Source organism: Achromobacter sp. HZ34 (assembly GCF_002209485.1).
Classification (GTDB): Bacteria; Pseudomonadota; Gammaproteobacteria; order Burkholderiales; family Burkholderiaceae_B; genus Bordetella_C.
Genome location: NZ_NJIX01000008.1, coordinates 51492 through 70157 on the forward strand (window position 1 = coordinate 51492; position 18666 = coordinate 70157).

Sequence of the window (18666 nt, forward strand, 5' to 3'; positions counted from 1 at the left end):
GTTCTTTCCGTACCGCATGCTGGCGAATTCAAGGCAGCATGCGTTGATCCACAACGTTACCGGCGACACGGGCACCGATCCCACTTCTGCCCCTTCGACATGACTCCCGACGAATACTGCCAGGACAAGGCCGCCAAGAGCGGGTCCAGTTTCTACTACGCCTTTCTGTTCCTGCCGCCGGAACGGCGGCGCGCCATCGTGGCGATGTACGCCTTCTGCCGCGAGGTGGACGACGTGGTGGACGAGGTCAGCGACAGTTCGGTGGCGCGTATCAAGCTGGCCTGGTGGCGCACCGAAATCGACCGCATGTATGGCGGCGCGCCTGATCATCCCGTGACGCGCGCGCTGGAGCCGCATCTGCAGACCTACGACATTACGCGCGAGCGCCTGCTGGCCGTGGTCGATGGCATGGAAATGGACCTGGACCAGACGCGTTACCTGGACTGGCCGGGCCTGCGCAAATACTGTTGGCACGCGGCCGGCGTGGTGGGCGAGCTGTCGGCTTCGATCTTCGGGTATGAGGATCCGGCCACGCTGGTTTATGCGGAGAAACTGGGGTTGGCGTTCCAGATGACCAACATCATCCGTGACGTCGGCGATGATGCGCGGCGGGGGCGCATCTATCTGCCTATCGATGAATTGCAGCGTTTCAATGTGAAGGCGGCGGATATCCTCAATGGGAAATATTCGGAGGGATTCACCGCGCTGATGACGTTCCAGGCGCAACGCGCGCGTGAGCTGTACCGCGAGGCCATGCGGGCGCTGCCGGAATCCGACCGGCGGGCGCAGCGGCCGGGGTTGATGATGGCCGCGATCTACCACGCCCTGCTGGATGAGATCGAACGTGACAACTGGCAGGTGCTGCACCAGCGCATCTCCCTGACGCCCTTGCGCAAGCTGTGGCTGGCGTGGAAAACCTGGGTCGGCGGTGGCCGCGGGCTGGTGCGGCGCCTGGCGCGATGAAGACGCCCGCTGCGGCTGGGGCGATGCCTGGCGCGACGCGGCCGCCTGCTGCGGCTGATGGGACGCTTGGCGCAACGCAGAAGCCCGCTGCGGCTGATGCGACCCCTGGCGCGACGGAGACGACGCGCGCGGCGCAGCGGCGGGTGGCGGTGGTAGGCGCTGGCTGGGCCGGCTTGGCAGCGGCGGTGGCTTTGCATGATCGGGGCTATGCCGTGACGGTGCTCGAAGCGGGGCGTACGCCCGGCGGACGGGCGCGGCGCGTCACGCACGCGGACTTCGATTTGCCCCTGGATAACGGGCAACACATTCTTCTGGGCGCCTACAGCGATACGTTGGCGCTGATGCGGCGGCTGGGCTGCGAGCCGGACCGCTTGCTGGCCCGGCTGCCGCTGGCCCTGGCCAGCCTGGACGGCGCCTTCCGGCTGCGGGCACCGCGACTGCCGGCGCCTTTGCATGCGGCGTACGCGCTGCTGACGGCGCGGGGGTTGGATGGGTCGGCCCGCATGGCGGCCCTGCGGCTGATGCGGGCCTTGCAGCGTGCGCAATGGCGGTTGCCGGCGGCGGACAGCGTGGCGGATCTGCTGGCGCGGCATGGACAGCCGGAAAGCGCCGTGCGGTGGCTGTGGGAACCTTTATGCCTGGCGGCCTTGAACACACCCGTCGCGCAGGCCGATGCCCAGCTCTTCGCCCATGTCTTGCGTGACAGCCTGGCCGGCGCACGGGCGGCGTCCGACCTGCTGCTGCCGCGCGTCGATCTTTCCGCGCTGTGGCCGGATGCCGCGGCGGCGCTGTGCGACGTGCGCTATGGCGTGACGGTTCGTCTGGTCGAGCCCTCGGCGGATGGTGTTCGCATCGATGGCGACTTCTACGACGCAGCCATCCTGGCCGTGCCACCTGCCAACGCCGCTCGGTTACTGGGCGCGGCGCTGGGCGATCGTTTGGCCGGCTTCGAATATTCCCCCATCGCAACCTTGAATCTGCGTCTGGACGCGCCTTGGCGCTTGCCCATGCCCATGATGATGTTGCGTGAAGACGCCGCGCGGGGCCACGATGGGCAATGGCTGTTCGACCGCGCCGGGTTGGCGGGCGATTCGTCACGCGGGGAATTGTCCATCGTCGTCAGCGCCGCGGCGCGGCTGGCGGATCGGCTGGCGCGGGATGACCGTGCCGCGGTCATGGCGCCGCTCATCGAGCAAGTGCGCGAACAGGCTGTGCGCGGAGGCCTGGCGGACTTGCCTGCCATCGCGCATGCGGAACTGCTGGTCGACAAACGTGCGACGTTTTCAGCTACGCCGGGTCTGGCGCGGCCTGGCAACGCCACGCCTTGGCCTGCGCTATGCCTGGCCGGGGACTGGACAGACACCGGCTATCCCGCCGTCCTCGAAGGCGCCGTCCGCAGCGGCCAACGCGCCGCCACACTGATCGCGGGGCGTTGACGCTATCGCGAGATGTTCAGCCCAGCGCCCGCACGGTGAACAGGCCCGCTGCGGTCAGTAGCAGGGAGCCGGCCAGGCTGATGCTTGCGTACAGTACCGCGCCGCCATATTCGCCCCGCTCCAGCATGCCCACGGTTTCGGCCGAGAACGTCGAGAACGTGGTCAGGCCGCCCAGGAAGCCCGTGATGCAGGCCAGCCGCACCCAGGCGGGCCAATCGGGATGCGACGCGACCAAGGCCACCATGATGCCGATCACGTAGCCACCGCCCAGGTTGGCCGCCAGCGTCCCCCACGGCATGCCCTCGGATCGGTTCATCACGAGAGCAAGCAGCCAACGCAACCATGCGCCACAGGCGGCCCCCAGGCCGATAGCGAGGAAGTTCAGCGGGGAAAGCAGCGGCAGCATGGCATTCCTTGGGCCAACGAGGAACGCCCATTATCGCCAGCGAAGGCTCGCCGTCAACGCATGCGGCCGCGCCACATGATTCGTATCGGGTGAGTAAAACCATTGCGCCCCCCTTCCAGCCCCATCGCGCGAAGAAGCTTGTATAAAGAAGCCAATTCGCCCCGACCATCCGTAGCGCAAGACGCACTGGCGGGATTTGAAATCAAGCTGGTCATATTACGAACCATTCCGAGAAACCAGCCAGCATCAGGAGACACAACCATGAGCTATGCAAAAGGCGCCACAGACGTCCCCCTCATCGAACAAACCATCGGCGACTTTTTCGACGGCATGGTCGAAAAGCAGCCTGGCCGCGATGCCCTCATCAGCCGCCACGAAGGCCGCCGTTTCACCTACCGCGAGTTGCAAGCCGAGTCGAACAAGCTGGCCAGCGCACTCCTGAAGCTTGGCCTGGTCCCGGGTGACCGTGTCGGTATCTGGTCCCACAACAACGTTGCCTGGGTGCTGCTACAGATAGCCACCGCCAAGGCGGGACTGATACTCGTCAACATCAACCCGGCCTACCGCACGGCCGAACTGGAATATGCACTGAACAAGGCGGGCTGCAAGGCGCTGGTAACGATGGCGAAGTTCAAGACCAGCGACTACCTTGGCATGCTGCGCGAGCTGGGCCCCACGCGCCTGCCGCGCCTGCAACATATTTTCTGGATCGACGACGCGGCTGGCGCGGACGTGGAGGACAGCGGCGTGCAGCGCTTCAGCCGCCTGCTCGCCACCGGCGACTCCACCGACCCCGCCGTGGCGCAAGTGCAGAAGCGCCTGAAGGCGACCGACCCCATCAATATCCAGTTCACCAGCGGGACCACGGGCTTTCCGAAAGGGGCCACGCTCACGCACCGCAACATCCTCAACAACGGCTTCTTCGTCGGCGAATGCATGAAGCTGTCGCCCGCCGACAGGCTGTGCATTCCCGTGCCGCTGTATCACTGCTTCGGCATGGTGCTCGGCAACCTGGCCTGCCTGACGCACGGCTCGGCCATCGTCTACCCGAACGATGGTTTCGATCCCCTCACCGTGCTCGAAACGGTGCAGGCGGAAAAATGCACCGGGCTGCACGGTGTCCCCACCATGTTCATCGCCGAACTCGATCATGCGCGCTTCAAGGAGTTCGATCTCTCGACGCTGCGCACCGGCATCATGGCTGGCTCGCCCTGCCCCACCGAGGTGATGAAGCGCGTGGTCGAACAGATGAACCTGCGCGAGATCACCATCGCCTACGGCATGACCGAGACCAGTCCGGTCAGTTGCCAGAGCAGTGTCGTGACGCCGCTGGACAAGCGTGTGTCCACCGTCGGCACGGTCCAGCCGCACCTGGAAGTGAAGATCATCGATCCCGGTACCGGCGCGCTGGTCCCGGCGGGCCAGTCGGGCGAGCTCTGCACCCGCGGCTACTCGGTGATGCACGGCTACTGGGAAGACGCGCCCAAGACACGCGAAGTCATCGACGCCGAACAGTGGATGCACACGGGCGACCTCGCCACCATGGATGCCGAGGGCTACGTCAAGATCGTCGGCCGTATCAAGGACTTGGTGATCCGGGGCGGCGAAAACATCTATCCGCGCGAGATCGAGGAATTCCTGTATCGCCATCCGAAGATCCAGGACGTGCAGGTGGTAGGCCTGCCCGATCGGAAATACGGCGAAGAACTCTGCGCATGGATCATCGTCAAACCGGGCCAGACGGCCACCGACACCGAGATCCGCGACTTCTGCCAAGGCCAGATCGCGCACTACAAGGTGCCCAGGTACATCCAGTTCGTGACCGAATTTCCCATGACGGTGACCGGCAAGATCCAGAAATTCAAGATCCGCGAGGCCATGAAGGCCCAGCTTGGCCTGGATGACGCCGATACCGCCTGAGGCGCCCACGGCTGAACGGAAATGACAAAGGGGGCTGGCAGCCCCCTTTGCATCACCCTGTGGACGCGTCCACGTGCGTCCGCGCGTGGCTTACAGCGCCGCGTGCGCCCGCACGTAGGCCCGCACGGCCTCGGCGTCATTGTCCATGACTTCGAAGCGCTGCGGCAGCGACTCCAGGCCCGCCAGCGCGGCAGGCGCAGGAGCCGGACGGCCCAGGGCTTCCTGAATGGTGTCGGAGAACTTCGCCGGCAAGGCGGTTTCCAGCACCACCATGGGAATGCCCGGCTCGACGAACGCCCGCGCCACCTTCACGCCATCGGCGGTGTGCGGATCGATCAGCACGCCGGACGCATCGTACGTCGCGCGGATGGTCGCCAGGCGGTCGGCATGCGAGCTGGCGCCGGCCACGAAACCATAGTTGTCGCCGAATTCGCCCAACTGCCCCGACAGGTCGAAATAACCGTCCTGCGCCAATTGGGTCCACAGGGCTTTCACGCGAGCGCCATCGGCACCCACCAGATCGAAGATGAAGCGCTCGAAGTTCGACGCGCGCGAGATATCCATCGACGGGCTGGACGTGGCATGCGTCTGCTGCGCCGATCGCGGCCGATAGATGCCGGTGCGGAAGAATTCTTCCAGCACGTTGTTCTCGTTGGTGGCCAGCACCAGGCGGCGGATGGGCAGACCCATGCGGCGCGCGATATGGCCCGCCAGGATGTTGCCGAAATTGCCCGACGGCACCGCGAAGGACACCTGCTCGCCAGCCTTCTTGGTGGCGCGCAGCCAGCCATGCACGTAGTACACGATCTGGGAGGCGATGCGCCCCCAGTTGATCGAGTTGACCGCGCCGATATGGCAGGCCGACTTGAATTCCAGGTCGCCGGCCAGCGCCTTGACGATGTCCTGGCAGTCGTCGAACACACCGCGCACTGCGATGTTGTGGATGTTGGCGTCCTGCAGCGAATACATCTGCGCGCGCTGGAAGGCGCTCATGCGGCCATGCGGCGACAGCATGAACACGGACACCCCTTTCTTGCCGCGCAAGGCATATTCCGCCGCCGAACCGGTATCACCCGAGGTCGCGCCCAGGATGTTGAGCGTGGTGCCGCGCTTGGTCAGCACGTATTCGAAAGCCTGGCCCAGGAACTGCATGGCCATGTCCTTGAACGCCAGCGTCGGACCTTCCGACAGCCCAAGCAGGCTCAGCTTGTCGTCCAGTGGACGCAGCGGCACGATGTCCTCGCTGCCGAAGATGGCCGGCGTGTAGGCGGCGTGCGTCAGGCGGCGCAGGTCGGCGGCGGGGATGTCGGTGATGAACAGCGACAGCACCTCGAACGCCAGGTCCGCATAGGGCAGCGCGCGCCAGGCTTCCAGTTGCGCGGCCGTCAGCTTGGGCAGCGTCTGCGGTACCGCCAGGCCGCCGTCCGGCGCCAGGCCTTCGAGCAGGATGTCGGAGAAAGGCAGCGGCGCCATGCCGCCACGGGTGGATACGTAGTTCATGCCAGGCTCTCCATGCGGATGCGCGTCACCTTGGATCGCACGAAAGCCATCGCCTCGATGCGGGCGATGGCCTGGTTGACGTCTCCTTCCACCGCTTCATGCGTGAGAAAGATGATGTCGGCGCCGCCAATGTTGGATGGCTGCTGGATCATGGAGCCGATGGAAATCGCCTTCTCGGCCAGGATGCGGGCAATGTCGGCCAGCACGCCAGGCTGGTCGTCCACCCGCAGGCGCAGGTAGTAGGACGTCGACACCTTCTCGATCGGCAGGATGGGCGTGTCCGACATGGCATCGGGCTGGAAGGCCAGATGCGGCACGCGGTTGCCCGGATCGGCGGTGTGTAGGCGCGTGACGTCGACCAGGTCGGCCACCACGGCCGAGGCGGTCGGCTCTTCGCCCGCGCCCTGGCCGTAATACAGCGTGGGGCCGACGGCGTCGCCGCGCACCAGCACGGCATTCATGGGGCCTTCCACATTGGCCAGCAGGCGGGTGCTGGGCACCAGCGCGGGATGCACGCGCAGCTCGATGCCTTCAGGGCGGCGGCGCGTGATGCCCAGCAGCTTGATGCGATAGCCCAGGCGCTCGGCGTGGGCAATGTCTTCCTGCGCCAGCTGCGAAATGCCTTCGACATAAGCCTTGTCGAACTGCACCGGCACGCCGAAGGCCAGCGACGCCAGCAGCGTCAGCTTGTGCGCGGCATCCACGCCCTCGACGTCGAAGGTGGGATCGGCTTCGGCATAGCCCAGGCGCTGCGCCTCGGCCAGCACCTCGGCGAAAGGCAGCCCGCGGCTGCGCATTTCCGACAGGATGAAGTTGGTGGTGCCGTTGATGATGCCGGCCACCCACTGGATGCGGTTGGCGGTCAGGCCTTCGCGGATCGCCTTGATGATGGGAATGCCGCCGGCCACGGCGGCCTCGAAGGCCACCATCACGCCCCGCGCGGAGGCGGCGGCGAAGATTTCATTGCCGTGTTTGGCCAGCAGCGCCTTGTTGGCGGTGACCACGTGCTTGCCCTGCGCGATGGCCTCCAGGACCAGTTCACGCGCCAGCGTATCGCCGCCGATCAGCTCGACCACGATATCGATGCTGGGGTCGCGCACGACATCCAGCGGGTTGGTGGTGATCGTCGCACCGCTGCCCACGCGGCTGGTCGCCTTGATCGTATCGCGCACGGCGATGTGGGTGACTTCGATACGCCGGCCCGCGCGACGCGCGATTTCTTCCGCGTTGCGCGACAGCACCGTCCAGGTACCGCCACCTACCACTCCAAGGCCCAGCAGGCCTACCTTCATGGGATTCATTTCAGCAATCCGTCCTTGCGGAACATTTCTTTAATGCCGCGCACCGCCTGACGGGTGCGTTGCTCGTTTTCGATCAGGGCGAAGCGAACATATTCGTCGCCGTATTCGCCGAAACCTATGCCAGGTGACACCGCCACCTTGGCGTCGGCCAGCACCCGCTTGGAGAACTCCAGCGAGCCCATGGCCCGGTAGGGCTCGGGTATCCGCGCCCATATGTACATGGAGGCTTTTGGAACCTCCACGTCCCAGCCGGCTTCGTGCAGGCCTTTAGCCAGCACATCGCGGCGGCTGCGATATTGTTCGACCACCTCGTCGACGCAGTCCTGCGGCCCTTCCAGCGCGGCGATCGCTGCCACCTGGATGGGCGTGAACGTACCGTAGTCGTGATAGCTCTTGATGCGTGCCAGCGCATGCACCAGTTCGCGGTTGCCCACCATGTAGCCGATCCGCCAGCCGGCCATGTTGTAGCTCTTGCTCATGGTGAAGAATTCCACCGCCACGTCGCGCGCGCCGGGCACCTGCATGATGGACGGCGCTACATAGCCGTCGAAGCAGATGTCAGCGTACGCCAGGTCGTGCACCACCAGGATGTCGTGTTCCCTGGCCAGTGCGACCACGCGCTCGAAAAAAGACAGGTCGACGCACTGGGCGGTGGGATTGCTGGGAAAGCCCAGCACCATCATCTTGGGCTTGGGTATGGATTCGCGCACCGCGCGTTCCAGTTCCTCGAAGAAATCCACGCCCGGCGTCATGCGCACCGAACGGATATTGGCGCCGGCGATCACCGCGCCATAGATATGGATGGGATAGCTGGGATTGGGCACCAGCACGGTGTCGCCCTGGTCCAGGGTGGCCAGCATCAGGTGCGCCAGGCCTTCCTTGGAACCGATGGTGACGATGGCTTCCGAATCGGGATCGATATCCACCGCGTAGCGGCGCTGGTACCAGGTCGAAATCGCCTTGCGCAGCCGCGGGATGCCCTTGGAAACCGAATAGCCGTGGGTATCGGCTCGCGTGGCGGCCTCGACCAGCTTGTCCACGATATGGCCCGGCGTGGGGCCATCCGGATTGCCCATGGACATGTCGATGATGTCCTCGCCCCGACGCCGTGCCGCCATTTTCAGCTCGCCCGTGATATTGAATACGTAGGGCGGCAGGCGCTCGATGCGCGAGAATTTCCTCATGACGAGAATCCTTGGGCGAACAGGGGGATTTGGGGCGAATTAAGGCGGAACCCGATAATCTAGCCTAACGCGGCCCCCTGGGCAAATTGAGCGAAAAGGGACCGTTCCCCCGTGCTTTCCCCTGTATATCCCGCGCAACATGCCGGCATCACGATGCGCTATCATCCACCCAACAAGCCGGAGCCATTTATTGAAGCTGCATACTGATCCTGCGTCGGCTGCCTTGAATACAGTCACCGCCTATGGCGATGACTATATCGAAGTCAACCAGGTACGCTTTTCCCACGCGGTCGCCTTCGGCCCTGAAGGCCCCGTCGCCCACTGGCCGGTCCAGGCGCCAGACCAGATCACCCCTGAACTCTTGCGCCAGGCCGCCGGATTGCCGGAAGCGGTGCGCGACCCCCTGGCCTTTCTCGACGAAGCCGAGGGCGCGCCAGCGCCCCTGCCGCCCGACGCCCCCGAAGTGCTGCTCATCGGCACCGGCGCGCGCCAGAAATTCCTGGCGCCCGACGTGTTGCGGCCCCTGTTGAAGGCCGGCATCGGGATCGAGGTGATGGATACCCAGGCGGCCGCCCGAACTTACAACATCCTGATGTCAGAAGGCCGGCGCGTGGTCGTCGCCCTGATCCCCCAAGGAGCACCGACCTGATGAAGCCTATCATCGGCAAACCCGCGCCGCTTTTCAACGCCGACAGCACGATCGGGCCCATCAGCCTGGAACAGTGCCGCGGCCGCGCCGTGGTCCTCTATTTCTATCCCAAGGACAACACGCCGGGCTGCACCACCGAAAGCCAGGACTTCCGCGATATGCACGCGGACTTCCTGGCGGCCAGCTGTATCGTGCTGGGCATTTCACGCGACTCCCTGAAGTCGCATGAGAACTTCTGCGCCAAATACGAGCTGCCCTTCCCGCTCATCACCGATGCCGACGAAACCGTGTGCGGTCTGTTCGACGTCATCAAGCAGAAAAATATGTATGGCAAACAGGTGCGTGGTATCGAACGCAGCACCTTTCTTATCGATGCCTACGGTTTGCTGGTCCAGGAGTGGCGAGGCGTGAAAGTGCCGGGCCATGCCAAGGAAGTCCTGCAAGCCGCCAAAAGCATAGGTTGATTTGTTGCCGGCGCGTCTGATCACGCGCTGGCTACCCACAGGAGAGTGACGCTCATGCCGCTTCCGAAGTTGCCCACCCGCCCCGCCGCTATCCTGACGTTCCCCACGGGCGAAGCCGCTCGTCCAGCATCACCCGCAGCAAAATCCGCAGCCGTTGAACCGGCTACCCTGCAACCCGAACTGGCCGGCATCACACCAGTGCGGGCAGCCGCGCCTGCCAGGCAGCCGGCGGCGCGCAAGGCAGCCTCTGGAAAGAAAGGGGCCAACCCCGCGGCCCTCGTGCCATCCACCGTGCCCGCCGCCCTCAAGCCGGTCACCGACACGGCGCCGGTGGCGTTGCAGCCGTCCGCGGCGTCCGCCGTGCCCACCCCCATCGCCAAGGCTTCCACCAGGTCCGAGCGCAAGTCGCGCACGCGCGCCGCCAATGCGGCGCGCAAGCTGTTCGTGCTGGACACCAATGTGCTGCTGCACGATCCGACGTCGATCTTCCGTTTCGAAGAGCACGACATCTTCCTGCCGATGATGACGCTGGAAGAGCTGGATCACCAGAAAAAAGGCATGTCGGAAGTGGCGCGCAACGCCCGCCAGGTCAGCCGCTCGCTGGACCAGCTGGTGGCGACCGCCACCGACCAGCTGGACCAGGGCGTGGCGCTGAGCGCGCTGGGCAACAAGGACGCCAGCGGCCGCCTGCTGTTCCAGACCACGGCCATCCACAGCACCCTCCCGTCGGACCTGCCCATGGGCAAGGCCGACAACCAGATCCTTGGCGTGGTGCGCGCCCTGCAGGAAAAATATACCGATCGTGAAGTGGCGCTGGTGTCCAAGGACATCAACATGCGCCTGAAGGCGCGCGCCCTGGGCATGGCCGCGGAAGACTACTTCAACGACCACGTCCTGGAAGATTCCGACCTGCTCTATACCGGCGTCATGATGCTGCCGGAAGACTTCTGGAACAAGCACGGCAAGGACGTCGAATCCTGGCAGCAGAGCGGCACCACGTTCTACCGTGTGCATGGTCCGCTGTGCGCGCAGTTCGTGGTCAATCAGTTCGTCTACTTCGAAGGCCAGATGCCGCTGTACGCGCAGGTGCGCGAAGTCAACGGCAAGACGGCGGTGCTGGCGACGTTGCGCGACTACACCCATGGCAAGAACAATGTCTGGGGCATCACCGCGCGCAACCGCGAACAGAACTTCGCGATGAACCTGCTGATGAATCCGGACATCGACTTCATCTCCCTGCTGGGCCAGGCCGGTACCGGCAAGACCCTGCTGGCGCTGGCCGCCGGCTTGACGCAGGTGCTGGAGACCAAGCGCTATACGGAAATCATCATGACCCGCGTCACCGTGCCGGTGGGCGAGGACATCGGTTTCCTGCCGGGCACGGAAGAGGAAAAGATGCTGCCGTGGATGGGTGCGCTGGAAGACAACCTGGACGTGCTCAACATGGGCGACGGCGAAGGCAATAACGACTGGGGCCGCGCCGCCACCATGGACCTGATCCGCTCGCGCATCAAGGTGAAGTCGCTGAACTTCATGCGCGGCCGTACCTTCCTGAACAAGTACCTGATCATCGACGAAGCGCAGAACCTGACGCCCAAGCAGATGAAGACGCTGGTCACCCGCGCGGGTCCCGGCACCAAGGTGATCTGCCTGGGCAACATCGCCCAGATCGATACGCCCTACCTGACCGAGGGCAGTTCGGGCCTGACCTTCGTGGTCGACCGCTTCAAGGGCTGGCCGCATTCGGGCCACGTCACCTTGCAGCGCGGCGAACGTTCGCGCCTGGCGGATTACGCGGGAGATGTGTTGTAGGGCGCTGCGTACCCTCTCAGACGCCAGGCCGGCGGTGACTTATGCCCCGCCGGCCTTTTTCATGCGTGGTCCTTTTTGTAAGCACCTTCTTGCGCGACTTGGCGGAGGCGACGCGCCAGCGGCCACGTCGCCCTGCCTGCTTCAATATCCGACCGCGTAGCCGTCCTTGCGATGGTCGGACGCCGCCAGGTAGCCTTCGTTCATGCGCATGGCCATCTGCGCGCTGCCGAACTCCAGGTTGAAGCGCGGAGCCACTTCGATGGTGTGGCCCATGTCGCGCAGTTGCGCGACCACTTCCGGCGGCGTGTTCCATTCCACCGCCACGCGCAGGTTGTCGTCGGTGATGCGCCAGCGCGGCGCGTCGCTGGCCGCCTGCGGGTTCTGGCCGAAGTCGGCCAGGCGGCTGACCATCTGCAGATGGCCCTGCGCCTGCATGGAGCCGCCCATCAGGCCGAAACTCATCAGCGGCTGGCCGTTCTTCATGACGAAGCCCGGGATGATGGTGTGGAAGGGGCGCTTGCCCGGCGCCACCACGTTGGCATGCCCGGCGCGCGTGCTGAAACCCCAGCCGCGGTTGTGCAGGGCGATGCCCGTGTTGGGAACCACCACGCCGGAACCGAAGCCCTTGAAGTTGGACTGGATGAACGACACCATGGTGCCATGGCGGTCCGCCGCCGTCAGGTACACGGTGCCGCCGCTATGCGGCGTGCCGGGACGGGGCGCGCCGGCGCGATGCGGGTCGATCAGCTTGGCGCGTTCGGCGAGATAGTCGCGATCCAGCAGTTGCGCGGCGGTGACCGGCATGTGGTCGGCGTCGCCCACGTATTCGTACATGTCCGCGAACGCCAGCCGCATGGCTTCGATCTGCAGGTGCAGCGTGCGCGCCGTGTCCAGACCGGTTTCGCGCAGATCGAAATGGTCCAGCATGCCCAACCCCATCAAGGCGCCGATGCCCTGGCCGTTGGGGCCGATTTCGTAGAGCTCGTGATCGCGGTAGCGCATGCTGATGGGCTCGACCCAATCGGGCTTGTGCGCGGCCAGGTCCGCTTCGGTCATCAGGCCGCCGGTTTCACGTGCATGGCGTGCGATGGCCGCCGCCAGCTCGCCGCGATAGAAGCTTTCGCCTTTGCTGCGGGCGATGCTTTCCAGCGTTTCGGCCTGACCCGCGCAGCGCCAGCGTTCGCCGGGCAGCGGCGCGCGGCCATTGGGGGCAAAGGACTCGGCGTAGCCGGGCTGGCCGCTGAGTTCGGGCACCTGCTTCTGCCATTGCCGGTGCACGGTGGGCGAGACCAGGTAGCCGTCGCGCGCGTAGCGGATGGCGGGTTCGAACAGGTCCTCGAAAGGCAAGGAGCCGAACTTTTCCCAGATGGCACGCCAGCCGGACACCGTGCCGGGCACGGTGACGCTGTTCCAGCCTATCTTGTCCATGCTGTCCAGGTGCGCGAAGCGCGCGGTGTCCCACGCGGCCGGTGCGCGGCCCGACGCATTCAATCCATGCATCTCGCCCTTGTGCCAGACGATGGCGAACATGTCGCCGCCGATCCCGTTCATGCAGGGCTCCACCACGGTCAGCGCGATGGCCGTGGCCAACGCGGCGTCGATGGCATTGCCGCCGCGCGCATACATCTGCAGGCCGGCCGAACTGGCCAGGGGCTGCGAGGTGCTGACCACGTTGTCGGCCAGCACGGGCATGCGTTGGGAAGGATAAGGAAGTTTCCAGAAGGGATCGGCTATGGGCATGGCTGATGATCGCTGAACGGGTGGAAAACGGCGGGCTGGTTTAGTGCGCTTGCCGGGCTTGATACGCTTTAATGCGCCTACTGCGCTGACTGCGCTTACTGGCTTGTCGGGCTTGTTGGCTTGTTGGCTTACCGCACCTTACTGCGCGGAAGGCGCGATGTGCAGGCTTTCGACTTTCTGTTTCCAGAACACGCGCTGGTCGTGGATGAAGCGCGGGGTGTCGGCGCCGGAGATGTCGCTGACTTCGAAGCCCGGCACCTCGATGGCCTTGCGGAAGGCGGGATCTGCCTGGACCTTCCTCAAGGCCTTGTCCAGGATGGCGACGCGATCCGGCGGCGTGCCCTTGGGCACCATCAGGGCGAACAGGTTCTCCGACTCCAGGCCATTGATACCCAGTTCCTTGAAGGTAGGCACGTCAGGCAGGGAGCTCAGGCGCTTGGCGGCGGCGACCGCCAGCACGTTGATGCGGCCGGCCTTCTGCTGCGGCAGGGAGCTGGAGGGGCTGTCGAAGAAGAAGATGGACGAGCCGGTGATGACTTCCGGCAAGGCCTGGCTGCTGCCTTTGTAGGGAATCTGCAGGGCCTTGATACCGGTTTGCTCCTTGAAGATTTCCCCTTCGAGGTTGGACAGCGTGCCGGCGCCCATGGAGGCGTAGTTATAGCCGTCGGGCTTGGCCTTCAGGCGCTCGACCAGGGTCTTGACGTCCTTGATGCCGCTTTCGCTGGGCACGACCAGGATGTGCGGGGCAGCGGCGATGCCGCCCACGGCGTCGAGGTCGTCCAGGGAGACACGCTGTTTGCCGTTGATGGCTTCGTTGATGGTGCTCGATCCCACCGACGAGATGTACAGGGTGTAGCCGTCCGGGGTGGCGCGCGACGCGGTCTGCATGCCGATCAGCCCTGCGGCGCCGGGGCGGTTGACCACGACGATGGACTGGTCCAGCGCGGCGCCCATCTTCACGGCCAGTTCGCGCGCCAGCACGTCGGTGGCGCCGCCGGGGGGGAAGGAAATGACCAGCTGGATGGAGGACTGGGCGGGGTAGTCGGCCGCGCAGGCGGGGCCGGCGAAGGCCGCGAGGCCTGCCACGAGGGCGGCGCTGGCCAGCAGGCGGCGGCGCAGCGCGGATTTGTCTTGGCCGCGCGGGGTGGGCGTGGCGGGAAGATGCGGGTGCTTCATGTGGATAGCCCTTGGTAATCGAAATGCGGGCGTTGTCTGCGGTTTGGTTTACGCCCAGGATGTATGGTCTCCGGGGGGATTTTAAGAATTGCGTTTTTCGCAATCAATTTCTAATATTCGATGTTGGATTGCTTTTTTGGCAATTTGGTTGTTGCGGAGAGCGATTTTTTAGTTGATGGGGGTCCCCCCATCGCCCCTCTTTTGGGGCTATCGCCCCTTTAGGCGACATCAGTGGCTGGCCTCCTAGCGCCGCCATTGGCAGGGGCTGGGGCCAAGGCAGGGCCAAGGGCCGGGGCCGAGGCCGGGGCCAGGGCCAAGGCCAGGGCCAGGGCCAAGGCCAGGGCCAGGGCCGGGGCCGGGGCCAGGGCCGGGGCCAGGGCCGGGGCCGGGGCCGGGGCCGGGGCCGGGGCCAGGGCCAGGGCCAAGGCCGGGGCCGGGGCCGGGGCCAGGGCCAGGGCCAAGGCCAGGGCCGGGGCCAAGGCCAAGGCCAGGGCAAGGGCCAGGGCCAAGGCCAGGGCCGGGGCCAGGGCCAAGGCCGGGGCCGGGGCCGGGGCCGGGGCCAGGGCCAGGGTCAGGGCCGGGGCCGGGGCCGGGGCCGGGGCCAGGGCCGGGGCCAGGGCGGCTTTGCTGATTAACAAACTGATTTTCACTCGCCATGCTCGATACCGCGCACCGTTATTTTCTGGAAGTCTTCCGCACTGGCAGCATCAAGGACGCAGCGGCGAATTTGCATGTGGTGTCGTCGGCCGTCAGCCGCCAGATCACCAAGCTGGAAGAAGAAACCGGTACGCCGCTATTCGAACGCCGGCCCAATGGCATGGCGGCCACCCGCGCGGGGAATCTGCTGTTCGACTACGTGCAGCGCGCCGCCATGGACGCGCAACGCGCACGCCACGAACTGCGCAGCCTGCGCGGCGGGGAGTCCAGCACCATCCGCATGGGCGTCAACGAAACCGTGGGCCGCAACGTGCTGGCCTCCATCCTGGGCGCCTACCGCAAAGCCCACCCGGAAGTGGTGTTTCGCCTGAAGACCGCATCATCGGCCGGCGTCACGCAAGCCCTGGTGGATGGCAGCGTGGACATCGGCCTGGCCTTCCACATCAAGACCAGCGCCCCACCCGCCAGCAATATCGACGTCCGCTACGAGGTCGATTCGCCGCTCAGTGCCATCATGGCGCCCGATCACCCTCTGGCCGGGCGCACGCAGATTGCCCTGGACGACCTGAAGCCCTATCCCATCGCCCTGACCGATTCGGGCGCCACCGTCCGCCTGCTGTTCGACGCCTGCGCGGGGACGGGCGACGGCTCGCCGTTCGACATCGCGTTTTCCAGCAACTCCTCTTCCATCATCTATGCCATCGTCAGAGGGGGGCACGCGATCACGTTGGGTGGAGAGATCATCCTGCGTGGTGAACTGGGCCGACGCGAACTGGTCAGCGTCCCGCTGACCGAACCCCAGTTTGCCAGCCGCACCTTGAGAATCCAGACCGCCGCCAAACGCCCCCTGCCCGAAGCCGCCGAAGCATTCGTCCAGGCCTTGATCGAGGCGATGTAGGAACGACCGCCGTAACGCCCGCGCCAAAGCCTATGAGGCTTTGGCGGGAACCGGGGCTGGGGCAAGGGGCTCGGGGCTGCGGCGGCTGCTGCGGCTGCGGCGGCTGCTGCGGCTGCGGCGGCTACGGCTACGGCTACGGCTACGGCTGGGGCTGGGGCAGGGGCTGCGGCAGGGGCTGCGGCTGGGGCTGCGGCTGCGGCTGCGGCTGGGGCTGGAGCGGGGCCGGCCGGCTGGGCTGGGCTGGGCTGGAGTTTGGGAAATAGCAAACGCGCTATTCTTGCTTTTCTCATTATTCCTTTGCCGCGCGCTATCGTGACTTCTGCTTCCGCCTCTCTCCTGCCGCTGGGCATCACCATGGGCGATGCCGCCGGCATCGGTCCTGAAATCATCGTCAAAGCCTACGCGCAGGGGCTGGGTGCGCCTGCCGTGGTCTACGGCGATGCCGGTACGATGCGGCGCGCCGTGGCGTTGCTGGGCGCCAACCTGCAGGTCGAGGAAATTGCCGGGCCCGCCTACGCGGCGCAGTCCAAGCCCTCCGCGGCCTCTTCGTCATCTTCGTCATCTTCGGCCTCTTCGTCATCTTCGGCATCTTCGGCAGCTTCGGCATCTTCGGCATCTTCGGCATCTTCGGCACCCAAGGCCTCTGCCACCTCTTCCGCCAAGCCAGGCATCATCCCCGTCATCACCTGTTCCCCCGCCCTGCCCGCCGACCTGCCACCGGGCCAGGTCAGCGCCGCAGCGGGACGGGCCGCCTACGACTACGTCTGCGCGGCCATCGATGACGCCAAGGCCGGCCGCATCCGCGCCATCGTCACCGCGCCGCTGAACAAGGAATCCATGAACGCCGGCGGCGCCGACTACCCCGGCCACACGGAAATCCTGGCGGAACGCTCCGGCACGCAAGACTTCGCCATGATGCTGGCCAACCACGAACTGCGCGTCCTGCTGGTGACCATCCACGTCGCCCTGGCCGACGTCTTCGCGGGCATCACGCAACAAGCCGAACTGCGCGCCATGCGTCTGGCCCACCACGCCTGCCGCCAGATGGGCATCGCCCATCCCCGCGTCGCCGTCGCCGGCCTGAACCCCCACGCCGGCGAAAACGGCAAGTTCGGCCGCGAAGACCTGGACATCATCGCCCCCGCCATCGCCGCCGCGCGCGCCGAAGGCATAGACGCATCCGGCCCCTGGCCGGGCGACACCGTCTTCATGCGGGCACGGCGCGGCGACTTCGACATCGTCGTGGCGCAGTACCACGACCAGGGCCTGATCCCCGTCAAGTACCTGGGCGTGGACGAAGGCGTCAACGTCACCGTCGGCCTGCCCTTCGTGCGCACCAGCGTGGACCACGGCACCGCCTTCGACATCGCCTGGCGCGGCATCGCCGACCACCGCTCCCTGATCACCGCCTTCAACGTGGCGCTGGCCATGACGCCGCAGGACACGGCCTAGCTATTTCCGGAAATCGAACATGCGCGTCAAGTTGCGGCAAATCGAAGGCTTCCTCGCGGCGGCGGATTCCTTGTCGTTCTCGCGCGCCGCCGAAAAGATCGGCATGACCCAGCCGGCCTTCTCGCAACTGATCCGCGACCTGGAAGGCGCACTCGACGTCAAGCTGTTCGACCGCAGTACCCGGCGCGTGCGCATCACCGACATCGGCGCACAGTTGCGCGACCAGATGCGGCGCGGCCTGCTGGAGATCGACAACGCCTGCAACAACGCCCGCGCCCTCACGCAACTCAAGCAGGGCCGCCTGTCGCTGGCCGTGCTGCCCTCCCTGGCGCTGGGCCTGGTCAACGACGCCCTGGCCGACTTCCACGACGCCCACCCCGAAGTGCGCGTGCGCCTGCACGAAGCCCGCAGCCCGCACATCGCCGACCTGGTGCTCAACTACGAAGTCGATTTCGCCATCTGCTCGCGTTTCGAATCGCCCCATCCGCTGGTGTTCGAGCGCCTGTTCGACGACGAGCTGGTGGCCGTGCTGCCGCGCGGCCACGCTTTGGCGCGGCGCCGCACCCTGACCTGGCGCATGCTGGAAGACCAGACGCTGATCTGGCTGCAGGCGCAGTCCGACCTTATCCGCAAGGCCTTTGCCGACAATGGCATCGCCAAGCAGGCCGACCACGAAGTGCTCAACACCGTCACCGCACTGAGCATGGTGCGGGCCGGCTTCGGCATCACCATCGTGCCGCTCATCGCCCTGCCCGAACTGAACTTGCGCGGAGTCACCTGCCGCCCCCTGCGCGCGCCGCAGCCCCTGCGGGAAATCTGCCTGTGCCGCCATGCCGAGCATGCGCTGTCACCGGCGGCTGAACGGCTGTGCCAGATGCTGCGCGACATGCCGCGCCGGAACACGGAAGTCATCCAGGCATGACCGGGCGCCGGCAGCCATGGGCCGCAGGCTTTCATCCATGCATCAGCTGCGCTGAGCGGGCTCCCGGTGACCAGGAATCACCGTCCGATTCATACGCTCAGCCTATGAATTCAAACGATCTTTCGAATTGTCCCCAGCGGTCGGCCGGGCTGTAATCAGCGCCGCGATTGGGTGGAATGCCCAGCC

At 65.8% G+C, this 18666-nt stretch carries 16 protein-coding genes; 9 read left to right on the plus strand and 7 right to left on the minus strand.

Going from position 1 to position 18666, the window contains the following annotated elements; genetic code table 11:
- Positions 1-99: 99 nt before the first annotated feature.
- Both hpnD and hpnE read left to right on the plus strand, forming a co-directional pair.
- The gene (hpnD, locus tag CEY05_RS26180) at positions 100-963 is read left to right on the plus strand and encodes a presqualene diphosphate synthase HpnD (protein ID WP_088600218.1); all 864 of its coding nucleotides are present in this window, start codon (positions 100-102) and stop codon (positions 961-963) included.
- On the plus strand, positions 960-2399 hold the full coding sequence (gene hpnE / locus CEY05_RS26185; protein WP_233161717.1) for a hydroxysqualene dehydroxylase HpnE: 1440 nt from the start codon (positions 960-962) through the stop codon (positions 2397-2399). Before hpnD ends, hpnE begins: the two co-directional genes overlap by 4 nt.
- Before the next feature lie 16 nt (positions 2400-2415).
- On the opposite strand, the gene crcB is transcribed toward hpnE, so the two are convergent.
- Positions 2416-2805 (minus strand): fluoride efflux transporter CrcB, encoded by a 390-nt coding sequence (gene crcB / locus CEY05_RS26190; protein ID WP_369825993.1) that lies wholly within the window; start codon positions 2803-2805, stop codon positions 2416-2418.
- A gap of 261 nt (positions 2806-3066) precedes the next feature.
- Between crcB and CEY05_RS26195 the strand changes: the two genes are divergently transcribed.
- Complete coding sequence (locus CEY05_RS26195; RefSeq protein WP_088600220.1) at positions 3067-4725, plus strand: AMP-binding protein; 1659 nt, start codon at positions 3067-3069, stop codon at positions 4723-4725.
- Between the two features lie 90 nt (positions 4726-4815).
- On the opposite strand, the gene thrC is transcribed toward CEY05_RS26195, so the two are convergent.
- Genes thrC through alaC form a run of 3 tightly spaced genes read right to left on the minus strand, consistent with a single transcriptional unit; the run spans position 4816 to position 8710 of the window.
- On the minus strand, positions 4816-6225 hold the full coding sequence (gene thrC, locus CEY05_RS26200) for a threonine synthase (protein WP_088600221.1): 1410 nt from the start codon (positions 6223-6225) through the stop codon (positions 4816-4818).
- Positions 6222-7526: a homoserine dehydrogenase gene (locus tag CEY05_RS26205; RefSeq protein ID WP_088600222.1), complete on the minus strand. Its 1305-nt coding sequence runs from the start codon at positions 7524-7526 to the stop codon at positions 6222-6224. The genes thrC and CEY05_RS26205 overlap by 4 nt, the downstream gene beginning before the upstream one ends.
- Entirely contained in the window at positions 7523-8710 is a 1188-nt protein-coding gene (gene alaC / locus CEY05_RS26210) for an alanine transaminase (protein WP_088600223.1), read from the minus strand. The genes CEY05_RS26205 and alaC overlap by 4 nt, the downstream gene beginning before the upstream one ends.
- Before the next feature lie 190 nt (positions 8711-8900).
- Here alaC and CEY05_RS26215 point away from each other — a divergent pair, with 190 nt between their 5' ends.
- From CEY05_RS26215 to CEY05_RS26225, 3 genes are read left to right on the plus strand one after another with little or no spacing between them, the layout of a single operon-like run.
- Positions 8901-9359 carry an Mth938-like domain-containing protein gene (locus CEY05_RS26215; RefSeq protein WP_088600224.1) on the plus strand — a complete coding sequence of 153 codons (459 nt, stop codon included), beginning with the start codon at positions 8901-8903 and terminating at the stop codon, positions 9357-9359.
- On the plus strand, positions 9359-9823 hold the full coding sequence (locus tag CEY05_RS26220; protein WP_088600225.1) for a peroxiredoxin: 465 nt from the start codon (positions 9359-9361) through the stop codon (positions 9821-9823). Before CEY05_RS26215 ends, CEY05_RS26220 begins: the two co-directional genes overlap by 1 nt.
- Positions 9824-9877: 54 nt before the next feature.
- Positions 9878-11635, plus strand: coding sequence for a PhoH family protein (locus CEY05_RS26225; protein ID WP_088600226.1), 1758 nt, complete (start codon positions 9878-9880; stop codon positions 11633-11635).
- Between the two features lie 141 nt (positions 11636-11776).
- Here the strand turns inward: CEY05_RS26225 and ggt are convergent, their stop codons facing one another.
- From ggt to CEY05_RS31535, 3 genes are all read right to left on the minus strand, one after another.
- Positions 11777-13375 carry a gamma-glutamyltransferase gene (ggt, locus tag CEY05_RS26230; protein WP_088600227.1) on the minus strand — a complete coding sequence of 533 codons (1599 nt, stop codon included), beginning with the start codon at positions 13373-13375 and terminating at the stop codon, positions 11777-11779.
- A gap of 138 nt (positions 13376-13513) precedes the next feature.
- Positions 13514-14551, minus strand: a complete 1038-nt coding sequence (locus CEY05_RS26235; protein WP_088600228.1) for a tripartite tricarboxylate transporter substrate binding protein — start codon at positions 14549-14551, stop codon at positions 13514-13516.
- Positions 14552-14769: 218 nt separating this feature from the next.
- Positions 14770-15189 (minus strand): hypothetical protein, encoded by a 420-nt coding sequence (locus CEY05_RS31535; RefSeq protein ID WP_198952914.1) that lies wholly within the window; start codon positions 15187-15189, stop codon positions 14770-14772.
- A gap of 17 nt (positions 15190-15206) precedes the next feature.
- Here CEY05_RS31535 and CEY05_RS26245 point away from each other — a divergent pair, with 17 nt between their 5' ends.
- The 3 genes from CEY05_RS26245 (at position 15207) to CEY05_RS26255 (ending at position 18480) form a co-directional block, all read left to right on the plus strand.
- Complete coding sequence (locus tag CEY05_RS26245) at positions 15207-16106, plus strand: LysR family transcriptional regulator (protein WP_088600229.1); 900 nt, start codon at positions 15207-15209, stop codon at positions 16104-16106.
- Positions 16107-16460: 354 nt separating this feature from the next.
- Positions 16461-17558, plus strand: coding sequence for a 4-hydroxythreonine-4-phosphate dehydrogenase PdxA (gene pdxA, locus CEY05_RS26250; protein WP_088600451.1), 1098 nt, complete (start codon positions 16461-16463; stop codon positions 17556-17558).
- 19 nt (positions 17559-17577) lie between these two features.
- A complete protein-coding gene (locus CEY05_RS26255; RefSeq protein WP_088600230.1) occupies positions 17578-18480 on the plus strand; it encodes a LysR family transcriptional regulator in 903 nt (300 codons plus the stop codon).
- The last annotated feature ends 186 nt before the right edge of the window (positions 18481-18666 follow it).

Coding starts and splice junctions, on each gene's coding strand:
- CEY05_RS26220 (WP_088600225.1), top strand. CDS start 9,359: ATGAAGCCTATCATCGGCAAACCCGCGCCGCTTTTCAACGCCGACAGC.
- hpnE (WP_233161717.1), top strand. CDS start 960: ATGAAGACGCCCGCTGCGGCTGGGGCGATGCCTGGCGCGACGCGGCCG.
- CEY05_RS26235 (WP_088600228.1), bottom strand. CDS start 14,551: ATGAAGCACCCGCATCTTCCCGCCACGCCCACCCCGCGCGGCCAAGAC.
- crcB (WP_369825993.1), bottom strand. CDS start 2,805: ATGCTGCCGCTGCTTTCCCCGCTGAACTTCCTCGCTATCGGCCTGGGG.
- CEY05_RS26195 (WP_088600220.1), top strand. CDS start 3,067: ATGAGCTATGCAAAAGGCGCCACAGACGTCCCCCTCATCGAACAAACC.
- CEY05_RS26205 (WP_088600222.1), bottom strand. CDS start 7,526: ATGAATCCCATGAAGGTAGGCCTGCTGGGCCTTGGAGTGGTAGGTGGC.
- pdxA (WP_088600451.1), top strand. CDS start 16,461: ATGGGCGATGCCGCCGGCATCGGTCCTGAAATCATCGTCAAAGCCTAC.
- hpnD (WP_088600218.1), top strand. CDS start 100: ATGACTCCCGACGAATACTGCCAGGACAAGGCCGCCAAGAGCGGGTCC.
- CEY05_RS26245 (WP_088600229.1), top strand. CDS start 15,207: ATGCTCGATACCGCGCACCGTTATTTTCTGGAAGTCTTCCGCACTGGC.
- alaC (WP_088600223.1), bottom strand. CDS start 8,710: ATGAGGAAATTCTCGCGCATCGAGCGCCTGCCGCCCTACGTATTCAAT.
- ggt (WP_088600227.1), bottom strand. CDS start 13,375: ATGCCCATAGCCGATCCCTTCTGGAAACTTCCTTATCCTTCCCAACGC.
- thrC (WP_088600221.1), bottom strand. CDS start 6,225: ATGAACTACGTATCCACCCGTGGCGGCATGGCGCCGCTGCCTTTCTCC.
- CEY05_RS26225 (WP_088600226.1), top strand. CDS start 9,878: ATGCCGCTTCCGAAGTTGCCCACCCGCCCCGCCGCTATCCTGACGTTC.
- CEY05_RS26255 (WP_088600230.1), top strand. CDS start 17,578: ATGCGCGTCAAGTTGCGGCAAATCGAAGGCTTCCTCGCGGCGGCGGAT.